This is a genomic window from Streptomyces sp. NPDC003248 (assembly GCF_055563235.1).
Window position 1 is genome coordinate 1,092,175 of the sequence record NZ_JBVHDT010000001.1, and the last position, 16,317, is coordinate 1,108,491.

Annotated in this window: 12 protein-coding genes; 6 read left to right on the plus strand and 6 right to left on the minus strand. The window is 72.6% G+C overall.

From position 1 onward, the window contains the following. Window positions 1–265 precede the first annotated feature (265 nt). Complete coding sequence (ileS, locus tag ACZ3KJ_RS04655) at window positions 266–3,397, minus strand: isoleucine--tRNA ligase (RefSeq protein WP_467524545.1); 3,132 nt, start codon at window positions 3,395–3,397, stop codon at window positions 266–268. Window positions 3,398–3,998: 601 nt separating this feature from the next. Between ileS and ACZ3KJ_RS04660 the strand changes: the two genes are divergently transcribed. From ACZ3KJ_RS04660 to ACZ3KJ_RS04680, 5 genes are all read left to right on the plus strand, one after another. Further along, complete coding sequence (locus ACZ3KJ_RS04660; RefSeq protein ID WP_467524547.1) at window positions 3,999–5,393, plus strand: TraR/DksA family transcriptional regulator; 1,395 nt, start codon at window positions 3,999–4,001, stop codon at window positions 5,391–5,393. 67 nt (window positions 5,394–5,460) lie between these two features. Then, window positions 5,461–6,120, plus strand: coding sequence for a signal peptidase II (lspA, locus tag ACZ3KJ_RS04665; RefSeq protein ID WP_467524549.1), 660 nt, complete (start codon window positions 5,461–5,463; stop codon window positions 6,118–6,120). A 154-nt stretch (window positions 6,121–6,274) separates the two neighbouring features. Then, entirely contained in the window at window positions 6,275–7,219 is a 945-nt protein-coding gene (locus ACZ3KJ_RS04670; RefSeq protein ID WP_467524551.1) for an RluA family pseudouridine synthase, read from the plus strand. Then, window positions 7,216–7,692: a GNAT family N-acetyltransferase gene (locus tag ACZ3KJ_RS04675; RefSeq protein ID WP_467524553.1), complete on the plus strand. Its 477-nt coding sequence runs from the start codon at window positions 7,216–7,218 to the stop codon at window positions 7,690–7,692. The genes ACZ3KJ_RS04670 and ACZ3KJ_RS04675 overlap by 4 nt, the downstream gene beginning before the upstream one ends. Before the next feature lie 164 nt (window positions 7,693–7,856). Beyond that, window positions 7,857–9,443: a Na+/H+ antiporter gene (locus tag ACZ3KJ_RS04680; protein WP_467524555.1), complete on the plus strand. Its 1,587-nt coding sequence runs from the start codon at window positions 7,857–7,859 to the stop codon at window positions 9,441–9,443. Between the two features lie 114 nt (window positions 9,444–9,557). Here the strand turns inward: ACZ3KJ_RS04680 and ACZ3KJ_RS04685 are convergent, their stop codons facing one another. Continuing rightward, window positions 9,558–10,679 carry a mechanosensitive ion channel family protein gene (locus ACZ3KJ_RS04685; protein ID WP_467524556.1) on the minus strand — a complete coding sequence of 374 codons (1,122 nt, stop codon included), beginning with the start codon at window positions 10,677–10,679 and terminating at the stop codon, window positions 9,558–9,560. Window positions 10,680–10,801: 122 nt separating this feature from the next. Between ACZ3KJ_RS04685 and ACZ3KJ_RS04690 the strand changes: the two genes are divergently transcribed. After that, window positions 10,802–11,371 (plus strand): dienelactone hydrolase family protein, encoded by a 570-nt coding sequence (locus ACZ3KJ_RS04690; RefSeq protein WP_467524558.1) that lies wholly within the window; start codon window positions 10,802–10,804, stop codon window positions 11,369–11,371. 7 nt (window positions 11,372–11,378) lie between these two features. On the opposite strand, the gene ACZ3KJ_RS04695 is transcribed toward ACZ3KJ_RS04690, so the two are convergent. The 4 genes from ACZ3KJ_RS04695 to ACZ3KJ_RS04710 all read right to left on the minus strand — a co-directional run bounded on the left by ACZ3KJ_RS04695 (window position 11,379) and on the right by ACZ3KJ_RS04710 (window position 16,149). Next, the gene (locus ACZ3KJ_RS04695) at window positions 11,379–13,058 is read right to left on the minus strand and encodes an alkaline phosphatase D family protein (RefSeq protein WP_467524560.1); all 1,680 of its coding nucleotides are present in this window, start codon (window positions 13,056–13,058) and stop codon (window positions 11,379–11,381) included. An 81-nt stretch (window positions 13,059–13,139) separates the two neighbouring features. Continuing rightward, on the minus strand, window positions 13,140–13,952 hold the full coding sequence (locus tag ACZ3KJ_RS04700) for a thioredoxin domain-containing protein (RefSeq protein WP_467524561.1): 813 nt from the start codon (window positions 13,950–13,952) through the stop codon (window positions 13,140–13,142). A gap of 110 nt (window positions 13,953–14,062) precedes the next feature. Further along, complete coding sequence (locus ACZ3KJ_RS04705) at window positions 14,063–14,755, minus strand: hypothetical protein (RefSeq protein ID WP_467524563.1); 693 nt, start codon at window positions 14,753–14,755, stop codon at window positions 14,063–14,065. 68 nt (window positions 14,756–14,823) lie between these two features. Then, window positions 14,824–16,149 carry a DUF2252 domain-containing protein gene (locus tag ACZ3KJ_RS04710; RefSeq protein ID WP_389511563.1) on the minus strand — a complete coding sequence of 442 codons (1,326 nt, stop codon included), beginning with the start codon at window positions 16,147–16,149 and terminating at the stop codon, window positions 14,824–14,826. Between the last annotated feature and the right edge of the window lie 168 nt (window positions 16,150–16,317).

Here is a 16,317-nt window from a genome sequence, read left to right on the forward strand (position 1 = left end):
TGCTCCCCGGTCGACGAGGCTACCGACGCCGGCGGTGCCGACCCCCAGCGGCGCGGGGAACTGCGCGCCCAGCCGTCGGCGGCTCGCGGCCGGGCGAAGACCTGGTGGTGGCACGGCGGTGGCCCGCCGGGACGGTACGGCGACTGCCCCCGCCGGGACGGAGCGGCGACTGCCTGCCGGGGCGGTACGGCGACCGCCCGCCGGGACGGAGCGGCGGCTGTCCGCCGGGCGGATCCCGGGAGCAGCCGCCGATGTCCGGGAGGGCTTACGCCTTGCGGAGCCGGAACGTCAGGGTCAGGCCCTCGTCCGTGAACGGGGTGCCGTAGGTGTCGTCCGCCTCGCCCTGGGCGAAGTCCGTGGCGAGGACCTCGTCGGCGATCAGTCCGGTGTGACCGGTCAGGGCGTCGACGGTGGCCGGGTCGGTCGCGGTCCAGCGGAGCGCGATCCGGTCGGCGACGTCGAGGCCGCTGTTCTTGCGGGCCTCCTGGATCAGGCGGATCGCGTCACGGGCCAGGCCGGCGCGGCGCAGCTCCTCCGTGATCTCCAGGTCGAGGGCGACCGTCGCGCCGGAGTCGGACGCCACCGACCAGCCCTCGCGCGGGGTCTCCGTGATGATCACCTCGTCCGGGGCGAGGGTGATCGTCTCGCCGTCGACCTCGACCGACGCCGTGCCGTCGCGCAGGGCGAGGGAGAGCGCGGCCGCGTCGGCGTTCGCGACGGCCTTCGCCACGTCCTGGACCCGCTTGCCGAACCGCTTGCCCAGGGCCCGGAAGTTGGCCTTGGCGGTGGTGTCGACCAGGCTCCCGCCGACCTCGGAGAGGGAGGCCAGGGACTCGACGTTCAGCTCCTCCGTGATCTGCGTGTGCAGTTCGGGGGAGAGGGCGTCGAACCCGGTCGCCGCGATCAGGGCGCGCCGCAGCGGCTGGCGGGTCTTCACGCCCGACTCCGCGCGGGTGGCGCGGCCCAGCTCGACCAGGCGGCGGACCAGGACCATCTGCCGCGACAGCTCGGGGTCGATGGCGGAGAGGTCCGCCTCCGGCCAGGCGGCCAGGTGGACGGAGTCCGGGGCGCCCGGGGTGACCGGGACCACCAGGTCCTGCCAGACCCGCTCGGTGATGAACGGGGTCAGCGGGGCCATCAGCTTGGTGACCGTCTCCACGACCTCGTGCAGGGTGCGCAGCGCGGCCTTGTCGCCCTGCCAGAAGCGGCGGCGGGAACGGCGGACGTACCAGTTGGACAGGTCGTCGACGAACGCCGAGAGCAGCTTGCCGGCGCGCTGGGTGTCGTAGGCCTCCAGGGACTGGGTCACCTGGTCGGTGAGCGCGTGGAGTTCGGACAGCAGCCACCGGTCCAGGACCGGGCGGTCGGCGGGGGCCGGGTCGGCCCCGGACGGCGCCCAGCCGGCCGTACGGGCGTACAGGGCCTGGAAGGCGACCGTGTTCCAGTACGTGAGGAGCGTCTTGCGGACGACCTCCTGGATGGTGCCGTGGCCGACGCGGCGGGCCGCCCACGGGGAGCCGCCGGCCGCCATGAACCAGCGGACCGCGTCCGCGCCGTGCTGGTCCATGAGCGGGATCGGCTGGAGGATGTTGCCGAGGTGCTTGGACATCTTGCGGCCGTCCTCGGCGAGGATGTGGCCGAGGCAGACGACGTTCTCGTACGACGACTTGTCGAAGACCAGCGTGCCGACCGCCATCAGCGTGTAGAACCAGCCGCGGGTCTGGTCGATGGCCTCGCTGATGAACTGCGCCGGGTAGCGGGACTCGAACAGCTCCTTGTTCTTGTACGGGTAGCCCCACTGCGCGAACGGCATCGATCCCGAGTCGTACCAGGCGTCGATGACCTCGGGCACGCGCGTGGCAGTCTTCTCGCACTGGGGGCAGGCGAACGTGACGGCGTCGATGTACGGGCGGTGCGGGTCCAGCCCGGACTGGTCGGTGCCGGTGAGCTCGGTGAGCTCGGCGCGGGAGCCGACGACGGTGAGGTGGTCGTCCTCGCAGCGCCAGATCGGCAGCGGGGTGCCCCAGTAGCGGCTGCGGGACAGGGCCCAGTCGATGTTGTTGTTCAGCCAGTCGCCGAAGCGGCCGTGCTTGACCGTCTCGGGGAACCAGTTGGTCTTCTCGTTCTCCTGGAGGAGGCGGTCCTTGACGGCCGTGGTGCGGATGTACCAGGACGGCTGCGCGTAGTAGAGGAGCGCGGTGTGGCAGCGCCAGCAGTGCGGGTAGCTGTGCTCGTACGGGATGTGCCGGAAGAGGAGGCCGCGCTGCTGGAGGTCCTCGGTGAGCTTTTCGTCCGCCTTCTTGAAGAAGACGCCGCCGACCAGGGGGACGTCCTCGGCGAAGGTGCCGTCCTGGCGGACCGGGTTCACCAGCGGCAGGCCGTAGGAGCGGCAGACCTTGAGGTCGTCCTCACCGAAGGCGGGGGACTGGTGGACCAGGCCCGTGCCGTCCTCGGTGGTGACGTAGTCGGCGTTCACGACGAAGTGGGCCTCGGCGGGGAACTCCACCAGCTCGAAGGGGCGCTGGTACGTCCAGCGCTCCATGTCGGCGCCGGTGAAGGTCTCGCCGGTGGTCTCCCAGCCCTCGCCGAGCGCCTTGGCGACGAGCGGCTCGGCGACGACGAGCCGCTCCTCGCCGTCGGTGGCGACGACGTAGGTGACCTCGGGGTGGGCGGCGACGGCCGTGTTGGAGACGAGCGTCCAGGGGGTCGTCGTCCACACCAGGAGCGCGGCCCGGCCGGCGAGCGGACCGGAGGTGAGCGGGAAGCGGACGTACACGGACGGGTCGACGACCGTCTCGTAGCCCTGGGCCAGCTCGTGGTCGGAGAGGCCGGTGCCGCAGCGCGGGCACCAGGGGGCGACCCGGTGGTCCTGGACCAGCAGGCCCTTGGCGAAGATCTCCTTCAGCGACCACCAGACCGAGTCCACGTACTCCGGGTCCATGGTCCGGTAGGCGTCGTCGAGGTCGACCCAGTAGCCCATGCGGGTCGTCAGCTCGGTGAAGGCGTCGGTGTGGCGGGTCACGGACTCGCGGCACTTGGCGTTGAACTCGGCGATGCCGTACGCCTCGATGTCCTGCTTGCCGCTGAAGCCGAGCTCCTTCTCGACCGCCAGCTCCACCGGCAGGCCGTGGCAGTCCCAGCCCGCCTTGCGGGCCACGTGGTAGCCGCGCATGGTGCGGAAGCGGGGGAAGACGTCCTTGAAGACGCGCGCCTCGATGTGGTGGGCGCCCGGCATGCCGTTGGCGGTGGGCGGGCCCTCGTAGAACACCCACTCGGGGCGGCCCTCGGACTGCTCCAGGCTCTTGGCAAAGATCTTCTGCTCGCGCCAGAAGTCGAGCACCGCGTGCTCGAGGGCGGGCAGGTCGACCTGGGCGGGCACCTGGCGGTACGTCGTCATCGATCTTCCTCCGGCGGACTTTCTGCCTTCCGTCGGAGGGACGAGAGCGTTCTTTCCTGTCTACGCCGTCTGCGGCGCGCTCCCGCGGTACCACCCTCCTTGGCCCTCCGGTGCGCCGTACGCTCCGGTGAGCCCCCTCATTGGGGTCGCGATGCCGGGTCTACTCGCCTCTGCCTCTCGGCCGGGGCTTTCTTCCGGCGGCTCCGGGGTGATCTTCACGTCGCGCTCGCCCCCGGGCTTCCACCGTCCCCGGGTCGCTCTGGGCTGCGTACGCCGCTACTCGTCCCCATCCACGCTTCTCGCTCCGCCCAGTGTACGGCGCCGCGACGACAGCGGCCGACCGGTTTTCGGGGTGGACGGGCGCGGGGCGCGGGCGGATCAGGGGTGACCCGAACGGTGAGGTGCGCGGGCCCCGGGTTCCGGGACGGCCGGCTCGGCGGATTACCCGCCGGGGAGCTGGGCACAACGGTTGCAGGCTTGCCGCGCGGCGTGCGCGAGGCGGGCGAATCGGGCGGTGTGCCCCGTTGCCGCGGGACCCAAGTCGATTTATCGTCCCAGCACGATTTGCGCGCAAAGCACAATATGTGAAGGGGCCGCGGCCATGGTGGCGAAGAAGACCGCCGTACAGCAGTCGGCGTCCGGCAGGCCCACGGGTGCCCCTGGCGGTGCGGCGAGGCGTGTCGGCCAGAGCCCCGGCGAGGACCTCGGCAAGGACGGCAAGGAGATCGCCGGCAAGGACGCCGGCAAGGCGGTGGGGGCGGCTGTCGGCGAGGGGGCTCCGAAGTCGGGGATTGGCCGGGCGCCGGTGGGGAAGAAGTCGGTCGCCGAGGAGGGGGAGGGGAAGAGGGCGCCGGCCAGGAAGACCACCGCCAGGAGGACGGCCGGTGGGAAGGCCGCCACGCCGAAGGAGTCCGGAACGCGGGCGTCCGGCAAGCAGACGCCCGGCAAGCAGACGCCCGGCGGGCAGGCGCCCGGCGGGCGGGGCGCGGCTGCTTCGGAGAAGGCGGCGGGGCGTGCGGAGAAGAAGGTGCCCGCCAAGAAGGTGTCCGCCAAGAAGGCGCCTGGGAGGAAGGCGTCCTCCAGGAAGGAAGCCGTGAGGACGGCACCCGCCGGGCACGCGGCGGTCGAGGACACCGCGGAGGTGGAGAACACCGCAGCGCCGGAGGAGACCGCCGGACCGACCAGGAAGGCGGCCGGACCGGTGAGGAAGGCCGCCGGCCGGACCGGCAAGGCGGCCGGTCCGGGCGGGAGGACGGTCGCGGGGGCGGGCGGCCGGGAGGAGGCGGGCGCCGGGAGGAGGACGGGGGCGAGGAAGGCCGTGGCCCCGGAGGAGGCCGCGGTGGCGGAGAGCGTCGGCAGCGAGGTGACCGCCGGTTCGGAGGGGGCCGGCGGCAAGGGCGGTGCGGTGGCCGGAGAGTCCTCGGAGGGCGGGGGCACGGCCGGGAAGCGCACCGCCGGGAAGAGCACGGCCAAGAAGGTGGGCGCGGCCTCGGCCGCGGAGCAGACGGGAGCCACGACGGTGGTTGCGAAGAAGACTCCTGGCACGGCCACGGCGGCGAAGTCGGCCGTTCCCAAGGCGCGGTTCGCCGCCGCGGAGCCGGGCGAGCTGGCGGTGCGCCCCGGTGAGGAACCCTGGACCCCGGAGGAGGCCGACGAGGCCCGCACCGAGCTTCAGTCCGAGAAGGAACGGCTGCGCAGGGAGCTCGCCGCGTCCGAGGCGGCCCTGGCGGGTCTGATGCGCGACTCGGGGGACGGCGCCGGAGACGACCAGGCGGACACCGGGACCAAGAACATCACGCGGGAGCACGAACTGGCCCTCGCCGCCAACGCGCGCGAGATGCTGATCCAGACGGAACACGCCCTGGAGCGGCTGGACGCCGGCACCTACGGCCTGTGCGAGAACTGCGGCAACCCCATCGGCAAGGCGCGCATGCAGGCCTTCCCCCGGGCCACGCTGTGCGTCGAGTGCAAGCAGAAGCAGGAGCGCCGGTACTGATCACCCGGCCGCCGGGGGGTGTGCCGTACCCTCGTCCTCAGTCAGGTACCTAGGTTGAGGGACTCACGTGGCAGAGGCGGAGCGCATCATCGGTACGCCGGACACCCCCGAGGCGGCGGGAGCCGCGCCGGAGCCGTCCGACGGGACCGCCGGGAAGGCGGCGCCGGACGGTTCGTCCGCAGCGCACGAGCCGGCGGCGGGAGCCGAGGACGGGGCCGACGACGGAGCCGGGCGGCCGCGCGGCAAGCGCCGGGTCGCCGTGCTCTTCGCGGTCGCCGCGTTCGCGTACGCCCTCGACCTGGTCAGCAAGATGATCGTGGTCGAGAAGCTGGAGCACCAGCCGCCGATCGAGATCGTCGGCGACTGGCTGAGGTTCGAGGCGATCCGCAACGCGGGCGCCGCCTTCGGTTTCGGCGAGGCCTTCACGGTGATCTTCACGGTCATCGCGGCGGCGGTGATCGTGGTGATCGCCCGCCTCGCGCGCAAGCTGCGCAGCCTGCCCTGGGCGATCGCGCTCGGTCTGCTGCTCGGTGGCGCGCTCGGCAACCTCACCGACCGGATCTTCCGCTCGCCGGGCGTCTTCGAGGGCGCGGTGGTCGACTTCATCGCGCCGAAGCACTTCGCGGTCTTCAACCTCGCCGACTCGGCCATCGTGTGCGGCGGCATCCTGATCGTGCTGCTGTCGTTCAAGGGACTCGACCCGGACGGCACCGTCCACCGGGACTGACTCCGCGAGCGAGGACCGGGCCCGGGGGGCCCGGTGTCCCCGGTGCCGGGGCCCGCGGGCGGAGGGCCTGCGGGCGGTGGACCCGCGAGCGGTGGTCCACGGTCGTCCACAGGCTCCGTACGGGCCTGTCGCACCCGTCCGGCATACTCGACGGGTGAGCACCCTTCCCGAGATCCGTACCCTGCCCGTGCCCGACGGCCTGGAGGGCGAGCGCGTCGACGCCGCCATCTCCCGCATGTTCGGCTTCTCCCGCACCAAGGCGGCCGAACTCGCCGCCGCGGGGAAGGTCGCGGTCGACGGCTCGGTCGTCGGGAAGTCCGAGCGGGTGCGCGGCGGCGCCTGGCTCGAGGTCGAGATGCCGCAGGCGCCCGCACCGGTGCAGGTGGTGGCCGAACCGGTCGAGGGCATGGAGATCGTCCACGACGACGACGACGTGGTCGTCATCGTCAAGCCGGTCGGGGTGGCCGCCCACCCGTCGCCCGGCTGGACCGGTCCGACCGTCATCGGCGGTCTCGCCGCCGCCGGCTACCGCATCTCCACCTCCGGCGCCGCCGAGCGCCAGGGCATCGTGCACCGGCTCGACGTGGGCACCTCCGGCCTGATGGTGGTCGCCAAGTCCGAGTACGCGTACACGTCGCTGAAGCGCCAGTTCAAGGAGCGCACCGTCGACAAGCGCTACCACACGCTCGTCCAGGGCCACCCCGACCCGACCAGCGGCACCATCGACGCCCCCATCGGACGGCACCCGCAGCACGACTACAAGTGGGCGGTCACCGCCGACGGCAAGCCGTCCGTCACCCACTACGACCTCATCGAGGCGTTCCGCGCGGCCTCGCTCCTCGACGTCAAGCTGGAGACCGGCCGCACGCACCAGATCCGCGTCCACATGTCCGCCCACCGCCACCCCTGCGTCGGCGACCTGACGTACGGCGCCGACCCGACGCTCGCCAAGCGGCTGCGCCTGACCCGGCAGTGGCTGCACGCGGTGCGGCTGGGCTTCGAGCACCCCGGCGACGGCCGGTGGGCCGAGTTCGCCTGCGACTACCCGGACGACTTGCAGAACGCCCTGGACCAGGTCCGTGAGGAGACCTACGGATGAGCACGCGCGCGTACGGGGTGCGTGTCGTGGAGGACCTCGCCGACCGCGAGGCCTGCTTCGCGCTCCGCAAGGAGGTCTTCGTCGGCGAGCAGGGAGTCCCCGAGGACATCGAGTACGACGCCTACGACGCCGGCGCGGTGCACGTGCTGGCGGTCCGCGAGGACGGCGTACCCCTGGGCACCGGGCGGCTGCTGTACGGCGGGGCGGCCGCGGCGAAGACCGGCGGCGATCCCTCGGTCGGGTCGCTGGGCAGGCTCGCCGTCGCGAAGGAGGCGCGCGGGCTGGGCGTCGGGGCCGCGCTCGTGCGCGCCCTGGAGGAGGCGGCACGCGCGCGGGGGCTGGCCGCCGTCGACCTGCACGCGCAGACCCACGCGCTGGGCTTCTACGAACGGCTGGGATACGCGGCCTACGGGCCGGAGTTCCCGGACGCCGGCATTCCGCACCGGGCGATGCGGCGGGCGCTGCGGCCGTAGGGCCCGGCGGCGGACACCCGCCCGCCCGGCGACAGGACGCGGCGCACGGGCGCCGCACGGGGGCCGCGGTACCGTGCCCCCGGTGCCGAACGGGCAGGTGACGGGCGTGGCGTGGCAGGCTGGAAGACAGCCCTGTGACGTCGCGACCCCCCGGAGCACTGACCGTGGATCAGTTGGCCCTGCTGTTCGTCCTGTTGCTCGGGGCCGTGGTGAGCGTCCCGCTCGGGGACCGGTGGGGACTGCCCGCACCGGTCCTGATGACGCTGCTGGGGATCGTGCTCGCGCTCGCGGACTTCGTGCCCGACGTCGACGTCCCGCCCGACCTGATCCTGCCGCTGCTGCTGCCGCCCCTGCTGTACGCGGCGGTCCGGCGGACCTCCTGGCGGCAGTTCGCGGCCAACAAACGGCCGATCTTCCTGCTGGCCGTGGCGCTGGTGTTCGTCACGACGATGTGCGTGGCCGCCGTCGCCCACTCGATCGTGCCGGGGCTGCCGATCGCCGCGGCCGTCGCGCTCGGGGCGCTCGTCGCGCCGCCCGACCCGGTCGCCGCCACCGCCGTGGCCGGGCAGCTCGGGCTGCCCCGCAGGCTGGTGTCCATCCTGGAGGGCGAGGGGCTGTTCAACGACGTCACGGCCATCGTCCTGTACCACGTGGCGATCACCGCCGCCGTGAGCGGCACCTTCTCGCCGTGGCGGGCCGGGCTGGACCTGGTGCTGTCCGCGGTGGTGGCGGTGGCGGTCGGACTCGCGCTCGGGTGGGGCGCCAACAAACTCATGGACCTGCTCGGGGACGCGACGCTCCAGATCGGGCTGACGCTGCTGGTGCCGTACGCGTCGTACGTGCTGGCGGAGGAGTTCCACGGGTCCGGGGTGCTCGCCGTGCTCACCACCGCGCTGTTCCTCGCCGAGTACGCCACCGATCCCGACGACGTGATGACCCGGCTCGCCGGGCACACCTTCTGGGACATCGTCGACACGCTGGTCACCGGCGTCGCGTTCGGGCTGATCGGGCTGGAGCTGCACAACGCCGTGCGGACCGCGTCCGGACGGTGGGGGGAGATGCTCGGCTGGGCGGGCGCGGTGGTCGGGGTCGTGGTGCTGGTACGGCTGCTGTGGCTGCTGCCGGCCACCTGGCTCACCCAGCGCCTGCACCGCCGGCGGGACCGCGACGAGGAGATCCCGATGAGCTGGCGGGAGACCGTCGTCATGTGGTGGGCGGGGATGCGCGGGGTGGCCTCGGTGGCGCTGGCGCTCGCCGTCCCGTTGCAGACCGAGGCGGGGGAGGCCTTCCCCGACCGGGACGAGATCGTGTTCATCGCGTTCGGGGTGATCATGGGCACGCTGGTGTTGCAGGGGCTGACCCTGCCGTGGCTGGTGAAACGGCTCGGGGTGCGGGCGGACACCGACCGGGAGAAGGAGTTCGAGAGGGAACTGGCCGTGCGGGCGGCACGGGCGGCCAAGCGCAGGCTGAAGGAGATCGAGGCCGAGGAGGAACTGCCGGAGGAGCTGTCCGAGCAGATGGTGCGGCGCGCCTTCGACATCGGCCTGCGGATCAGCCCGGACCTGGGGGAGGACGAGCGGCGGGAGGCGCACCAGCAGCGGGCGCGCCGGCTGAAACGGGTACGGCGCATCCAGGGGGAGATGCTGAGCGCCGCGCGGCACGAGGTGGTGGCGGCGCGGAGCGAGCCGGGCGCGGACCCGGAGATCGTGGACCGGGTGCTGCGCCACCTCGACGTGCGCAGTCTGCGGTGAGGGGGCGTCTGCGGTGAGGGGCGGGGGCGGCCTCCCGGTGCCCACCTCCCCACCCGCCCGTTCCGGAACTTCCGGAGGAGCGGGCGGGCGGGGCGGGCAGGGAGGCCGCGCCGGTCAGCGGTCCACGCGCGGCGACTCGTGGACCCGGCGCTGGCGTGGTGCGGTCGCGCCGTCGGGGAACGCCAGCCCGTTCGTACGGCCCGGCGGCAGCGTCGCGTCCGCGGTGTTGACGCGGGGCAGCGCGTAGGGGTGCTCCTCGCACAGCCAGCGGATCATCCGCTCCCGGACGGTGACCCGCACCGTCCAGACGTCGTCGGCGTCCTTGGCCGTCACCAGGGCCCTGACCTGCAAGGTGTTCGGGGTGGTGTCCGTGACGTCGAGGCCGTAGGCGCGGCCGTCCCAGGCCGGGCACTCGCGCAGCACGTCCCGCAGCTTCTCCCGCATGGCGTCCAGCGGGGCCGAGTGGTCGACGTGCCAGTACACGGTGCCGGTCATCTGGGGAGTGCCCCGCGACCAGTTCTCGAACGGCTTGGACGTGAAGTACGAGACGGGCATCGTGATCCGGCGCTCGTCCCAGGTCCGCACGGTCAGGAAGGTCAGGGTGATCTCCTCGACCGTGCCCCACTCCCCGTCGACGACGACCGTGTCGCCGATGCGCACCATGTCGCCGAAGGCGATCTGGAATCCGGCGAACATGTTGCTCAGCGTCGACTGGGCGGCGACACCGGCGACGATGCCGACGATGCCGGCGGAGGCCAGCAGCGAGGCGCCCGCGGCGCGGAACGCCGGGAACGTCAGCAGCATCGCCGCCACCGCCACCACGCCGACGACCGCCGAGACGACCCGCATGATCAGCGACACCTGGGTGCGGACGCGCCGTACCCGGGCCGCGTCGCGGTGGACGCGCGCGTAACGGCTGTACGACGTCTCCACGACCGCGGCGGACATACGGATCGCCAGCCACGCGGCGGCCCCGATCAGGACCAGGGTGAGCGTCCGGCCGACCGCGACCCGGTGCTCCTGGAGCAGCTCGGCCTCGTCGTAGGACCCTCTCAACAGCGCGGCGCACAGCACGAGCTGGTACGGGATGCGGCCCCGGCGCAGCAGCCCCCACAGGGGCGTCTCGGGATGGCGTCGGTCGGCCTTGGACAGCAGCAGGTCGGTGGCCCAGCCGATGAACAGCGTCACCAGGACCGAACCGCCGACCACGATCAGTGGGCGGAGCAGGTTCTCCATGCCTTCGAACGTAACCGGCAGGGCGGGGTCGTGAACATGCGGTTCGTGTGAAGAGGCCCACGGACCGTGTGACGGCACGCGGCCCGTGCGGTGCTGTCGGTGCCGGCTGGCACCATGGCCTCATGAACATCATGCTCTTCCATTCGACCTATGGACTGCGTCCCGCGGTGCGGGCGGCGGCGGACCGGCTGCGCGCCGCCGGCCACGAGGTGTGGACGCCGGACCTCTTCGCGGGCCGCACGTTCGACACGGTCGAGAAGGGCATGGCCCACAAGGAGGAGACCGGCAAGGACGAGCTGCTGCGGAGAGCCGTCCTGGCCGCGGCGCCCTACTCGGAGCGGGGGCTGGTCTACGCCGGATTCTCGCTGGGCGCGTCGGTCGCCCAGACCCTCGCCCTCGGTGACGACAAGGCCCGCGGACTGCTCCTCCTGCACGGCACGTCCGACCTCGCGCCGAACGTCTCGGTGGACGAGCTGCCGGTCCAGCTGCACGTGGCCGAACCGGACCCGTTCGAGACGGACGACTGGCTGAGCGCCTGGTACCTCCAGATGCGCAGAGCGGGCGCCGACGTGGAGGTCTACCGGTACGCCGGGGCCGGCCACCTGTACACCGACCCCGGCCTGCCCGACTACGACGAGGAGGCGGCCGAGGCCACCTGGCGGGTGGCCCTCGGCTTCCTCGACAGCCTGTAGCCGGCGGCTACACCGGGTCGTACGTCCGCTCGACCTGCTGCGTGCCGCTGAGGGTGCGGTAGGAGCGGGCCCAGGACGAGCCGGCGTCCGCCCGCGTGCGGCCGGCGACCACGTAGTAGTCCATCTGGGCGCGCTCGGCGGTGACGTCCAGGACGCCGTAGCCGTGCCGGTCGGTGTCGACCCAGTGGACGTGGCGGTTGGCGGCCTCGATGACCGGCGCGGCGATCGCGGAGACGGTGCCCTCGGGGACGTCCACCAGGTCGTCGAGGTTGTCGGAGGTCACCGAGGTGACGACGAACTCGGTGGCGGCCGACGCGGACAGCGGGTAGGTCCCGGCGTCCACGGGCACGTCGTTGGCCCACGCCATGTGGATGTCGCCGGTCAGGAAGACGGTGTTGCGGACGGCGTTCGCGCGCAGGTGGGCGAGGAGCTCCCGGCGGTCGTCGGTGTAGCCGTCCCACTGGTCGGTGTTGAGGGCCAGGCCCTCCCGGGGCAGGCCGAGCAGCTCGGCGAGCGGCGCGAGCAGGTCCGCGGAGAGCGAGCCGACGGCGAACGGCGAGATCATCACCGAGTTGCCGACCAGCCGCCAGGTGGTGTCGGAGGCCGCCAGCCCGGCCTTGAGCCAGTCCAGTTGGGCGCGGCCGGTGAGCGTGCGGTCCGGGTCGTCGACGCCGCCGTCGCCGGCGGAGACCTGCTGGGAGCGGAAGGAGCGCAGGTCCAGCAGGGACAGGTCGGCGAGCCTGCCGAAGCGCAGGCGGCGGTAGGTGGTGCCCGCCAGCGCCGGGCGGACCGGCATCCACTCGAAGTAGGCCTGCTTGGCGGCCGCCTGACGGGCCGCCCAGGTGCCCTCGGTGCCCTCGGTGTGGTTCTCGGCGCCGCCCGACCAGGCGTCGTCGGCGATCTCGTGGTCGTCCCAGATCGCCACGACGGGGGCCGTGGCGTGCAGGGCCTGGAGGTCCGGGTCGGTCTTGTACCTGCCGTGCCGGATCCGGTAGTCGGCGAGGGTGAGGATCTCGTGCGCCGGCGCGTGCTGCCGTACGACCGTGCCGCGCGTGCCGTACTCGCCGGTGCCGTACTCGTAGATGTAGTCGCCGAGGTGCAGCCAGGCGTCGAGGTCGCCGCGGGCGGCGAGGTGGCGGTAGGGGGAGAAGTAGCCGGCCTCCCAGTTGGCGCAGGAGACCACGCCGAAGCGGAGACCCGCCACGGACGCGTCCGCCGCCGGCGCGGTGCGGGTGCGCGCCACCGGGGAGTCGGTCCCGCCGGCCGAGAAGCGGAACCAGTAGTCGGTGGCCGGTTCCAGGCCGCGTACGTCGGCCTTGACGGTGTGGTCGGAGGCGGCGGTCGCGGTGACGGAGCCCTTCGCCACGACGGTGGTCAGCGCCTTGTCCCGGGCGACGAGCCACTCGACCTCGGTGTCCGGGCCGAGCCCGGAGCCGGGTATCGCCTCCGCGGTGGGCGTCACCCGCGTCCACAGCAGGACGCCGTCGGGCAGCGGGTCGCCGGAGGCGAGGCCGTGCAGGAAGACGGGGGCCTCGGCGGCGCGGGCCGGCGGCGCGGCGGCGAACGGGGCGGCCAGGGCCGCGCCGGCGGCGGCGGCCTTGACGACCGAACGGCGGCGCGGCGCGGGCGGGCCGGCGCGTCCGGGCAGTGCCTCGGGGCCCTCTGTCGATCTGTGTCGTCTGGTCACGGGCGATGAGATTACTGACCAGTACGACGGAAGAGCGGGCGAACCGGCAAGAGTTCGCCCGCTCTTCGGCCGCGCGTCGGATCAGGCCTTGAGGGCCGCCTCGATCGCGGTGTTGAAGTCGGCCACCGTCATCGGCGCGTTCTGGCCGTCGGAGCCGGTCAGCGTCTTGCCGTCCATCTTCAGCGTGGGAGTGCCCGACACGCCGCTGTCGTCGAACGTCGCGGACATCTCCAGGGCCCACTTGTCGTAGGTGCCGTTCTTCACGGCGTTCTGGAACTTGGTGTTGCCCTTCAGCGCGGAGACCGTGTTCGCCACCTTGATCAGGTAGCTGTCGTCCTTGAACTTGTCGTCGGTCTCCTCGGGGTGGTACTTCGCCGAGTACAGCGCGGTCTTGTACTCCAGGAACGCCTCGGGGCTGACGTTCAGCGCGGCGCCCAGGGCGCTCAGCGCGTTCTTGGAGCCCTCGCCGGTCAGGCTGTTGTCGAGGAAGGTGGCCCCGACGTACTGGATCTTGTACTTGCCGGCGTCGTAGTCCGACTTCACCGTCGCGCCGACGGTCTGCTCGAACTGGGCGCAGATCGGGCAGCGCGGGTCCTCGTACATCGTGAGCGTCTTCTCGGCGGTGCTCTTGCCGATGACGACCGTGGTGCCGTTCTTGCCGCTGGTGTTGGCCGGCTTGACCAGCTTGTCGTTCTTGGCCTCTTCCCAGTAGGTGGGCTTGTTGGCCTGGACGACGGCGTAACCTATGCCGCCGGCGATCGCCAGCACGCCGACGACCGAGCAGGCCACGACGATCTGCCGCTTGACCTTGGCCCGCTTGGCCTGGCGCTCGCGTTCGAGGCGCAGCCGCTCGCGGGCCGCCGTCTTCGCCGCCTGGGTGTTCCGCTTGCTCATGTGGGTGTTCTCCCTGTGGGACGCGCACGGGAGGTGCGCGGGAAACGTGTGAGGGGACTGTCGTGCTCGGCTGCCGCGGCCGCGGGCGTGGCGGCGGGCAGCGGGGTCGTTCAGACGAACGCGACCGAGCGCGGCGGTCCGCGCCGTCCCAGGGAGTGCACGAGGATCCGGGCGCGGGAGGTGGCCGTACGGGGCGTGGGCCGCGGCAGACGGCGGGCCGCCGGGGCACGCCGTACGGTCACGGCGGAGACGGCCAGCAGCAGCGGACGGAACGTGGTGGCCGCCGCCGCCTCCAGCAGCCGGCCCAGCGCCCGCTCGCCCCGGCGCAGCCAGGCGGCCGCGCTCAGGCCGATGGCGATGTGCGCGGCGAGCAGCAGCCAGGCGGTGGCGGGGTCGGCGTGCGCGAGCACCCCGACCAGCCGGTCCGGGTCGGTGCCGGTGACCTGCGCCAGCGGGGTCCCGACCCCGGTGCCGTCACCGCACAGCACGTCCCAGCCGACCGACGCCAGCGGCCCGGCGACCGGGCCGCCCGCACGGCCGTAGCAGACGTGCTGCCCGGTGGTGAAGACGGTGTCGGCGGCCAGTTCCAGCGGGACCAGCAGGCCGGCGATCCGCCCGAAGCCGCGCTCGCGGCCCGCGAGGGCGTACGCGAGCACGAACACGGCGGCCGCGACGGCGGCCACCGTGTTGAGCGGCAGCGGGGCTCGGGACAGCAGGACGTGCGACGCGGTGCTGAGCGTCACGACGAAGGCCGTGAACAGCGCCGCGCGTACGGCTCTGAGTCGGGTCCCGGATATGTCCATGGCGGAGGAGAGTGTGTCACGCGCTCCTGTAAGGGACCGCTAAAGGGTCCCTGTGAGAGCCCTTTCCGTCACAGACCCGGAATCCGGCCGTTGCGGAACAGGTCGACGAAGATCTGGTGGTCCGCGCGGGCACGTGCGCCGTAGGAGTGCGCGAAGTCCACCAGCAGGGGCGCGAAGCCGTCCTCGTCGGCGGCGATGGCCGCGTCGATGGCCCGCTCGGTGGAGAACGGCACCAGGGACTCGCCGGAGGTGTCGTCGGCCGCCGCGTGCATCGCGGCCGTGGCCCGGCCCAGGTCGGCGACGACCGCCGCGATCTCCTCGGGGTCGTCGATGTCGCCCCAGTCCAGGTCGACGGCGTACGGCGAGACCTCGGCGACCAGCTGGCCCGCGCCGTCCAGCTCGGTCCAGCCCAGCCACGGGTCGGCGTGCGCCTGGAGGGCGCGCTGGGAGATCACCGTGCGGTGGCCCTCGTGCCGGAAGTAGTCGCGGATCGCCGGATCGGTGACGTGCCGGGAGACGGCCGGGGTCTGGGCCTGCTTGATGTAGATCACCACGTCGTTCTCCAGGGCGTCGCTGTGGCCCTCCAGGAGGATGTTGTACGACGGCAGGCCGGCCGAGCCGATGCCGATGCCGCGGCGCCCGACGACGTCCTTCACCCGGTAGGAGTCCGGGCGGGCCAGCGATGTCTCCGGCAGCGTCTCCAGGTAGCCGTCGAAGGCGGCCAGGACCTTGTAGCGCGTGGCCGCGTCCAGCTCGATGGAGCCGCCCCCGGGCGCGAAGCGGCGCTCGAAGTCGCGGATCTCGGTCATGGAGTCCAGCAGCCCGAAGCGGGTCAGGGAGCGGGCGTCGCGCAGGGCGTCCAGCAGCGGGCCCTGGGCGGTGTCCAGGGTGAACGGCGGCACCTCGTCGTCCTTGGCGCCGGTGGCCAGCGCGCGGATCCGCTCGCGGTACGCGCCCGCGTACACCTCCACCAGGTCGGTGATCTGGTCGTCGCCGAGCGCCTTGGCGTACCCGATGAGGGCGATCGAGGCGGCGAAGCGCTTCAGGTCCCAGGTGAAGGGGCCGACGTACGCCTCGTCGAAGTCGTTGACGTTGAAGATCAGGCGGCCGGTGGCGTCCATGTAGGTGCCGAAGTTCTCCGCGTGCAGGTCGCCGTGGATCCACACGCGCGAGGTGCGCTCGTCGAGGTACGGTCCGCCCCTCTTCTCCTCGTCGAGGTCGTGGTAGAACAGCGCCGCCGTACCCCGGTAGAACGCGAACGCCGAGGCCGCCATCTTCCGGAACTTCACGCGGAACGCGGCCGGGTCGGCGGCCAGGAGCGCGCCGAAGGCGGTGTCGAAGACGGCGAGGATCTCCTCGCCGCGAGGCTCGTCGTTGAGCTGCGGGACCGACATCGCGGGGTGCCTCCTGGTGCATGACATGTACGACAGCGTTTCTGTCGTATCCAACGGGCCGGGGTGTGTGAAAGTGCCCACGGCCCTCGCTGAAGGTACGCGGGGGAACCCTCGGGGTGTCAGTGGCGAGGCATAGACTTCGACGCTGACCCCCGGACTGTCCGCCGG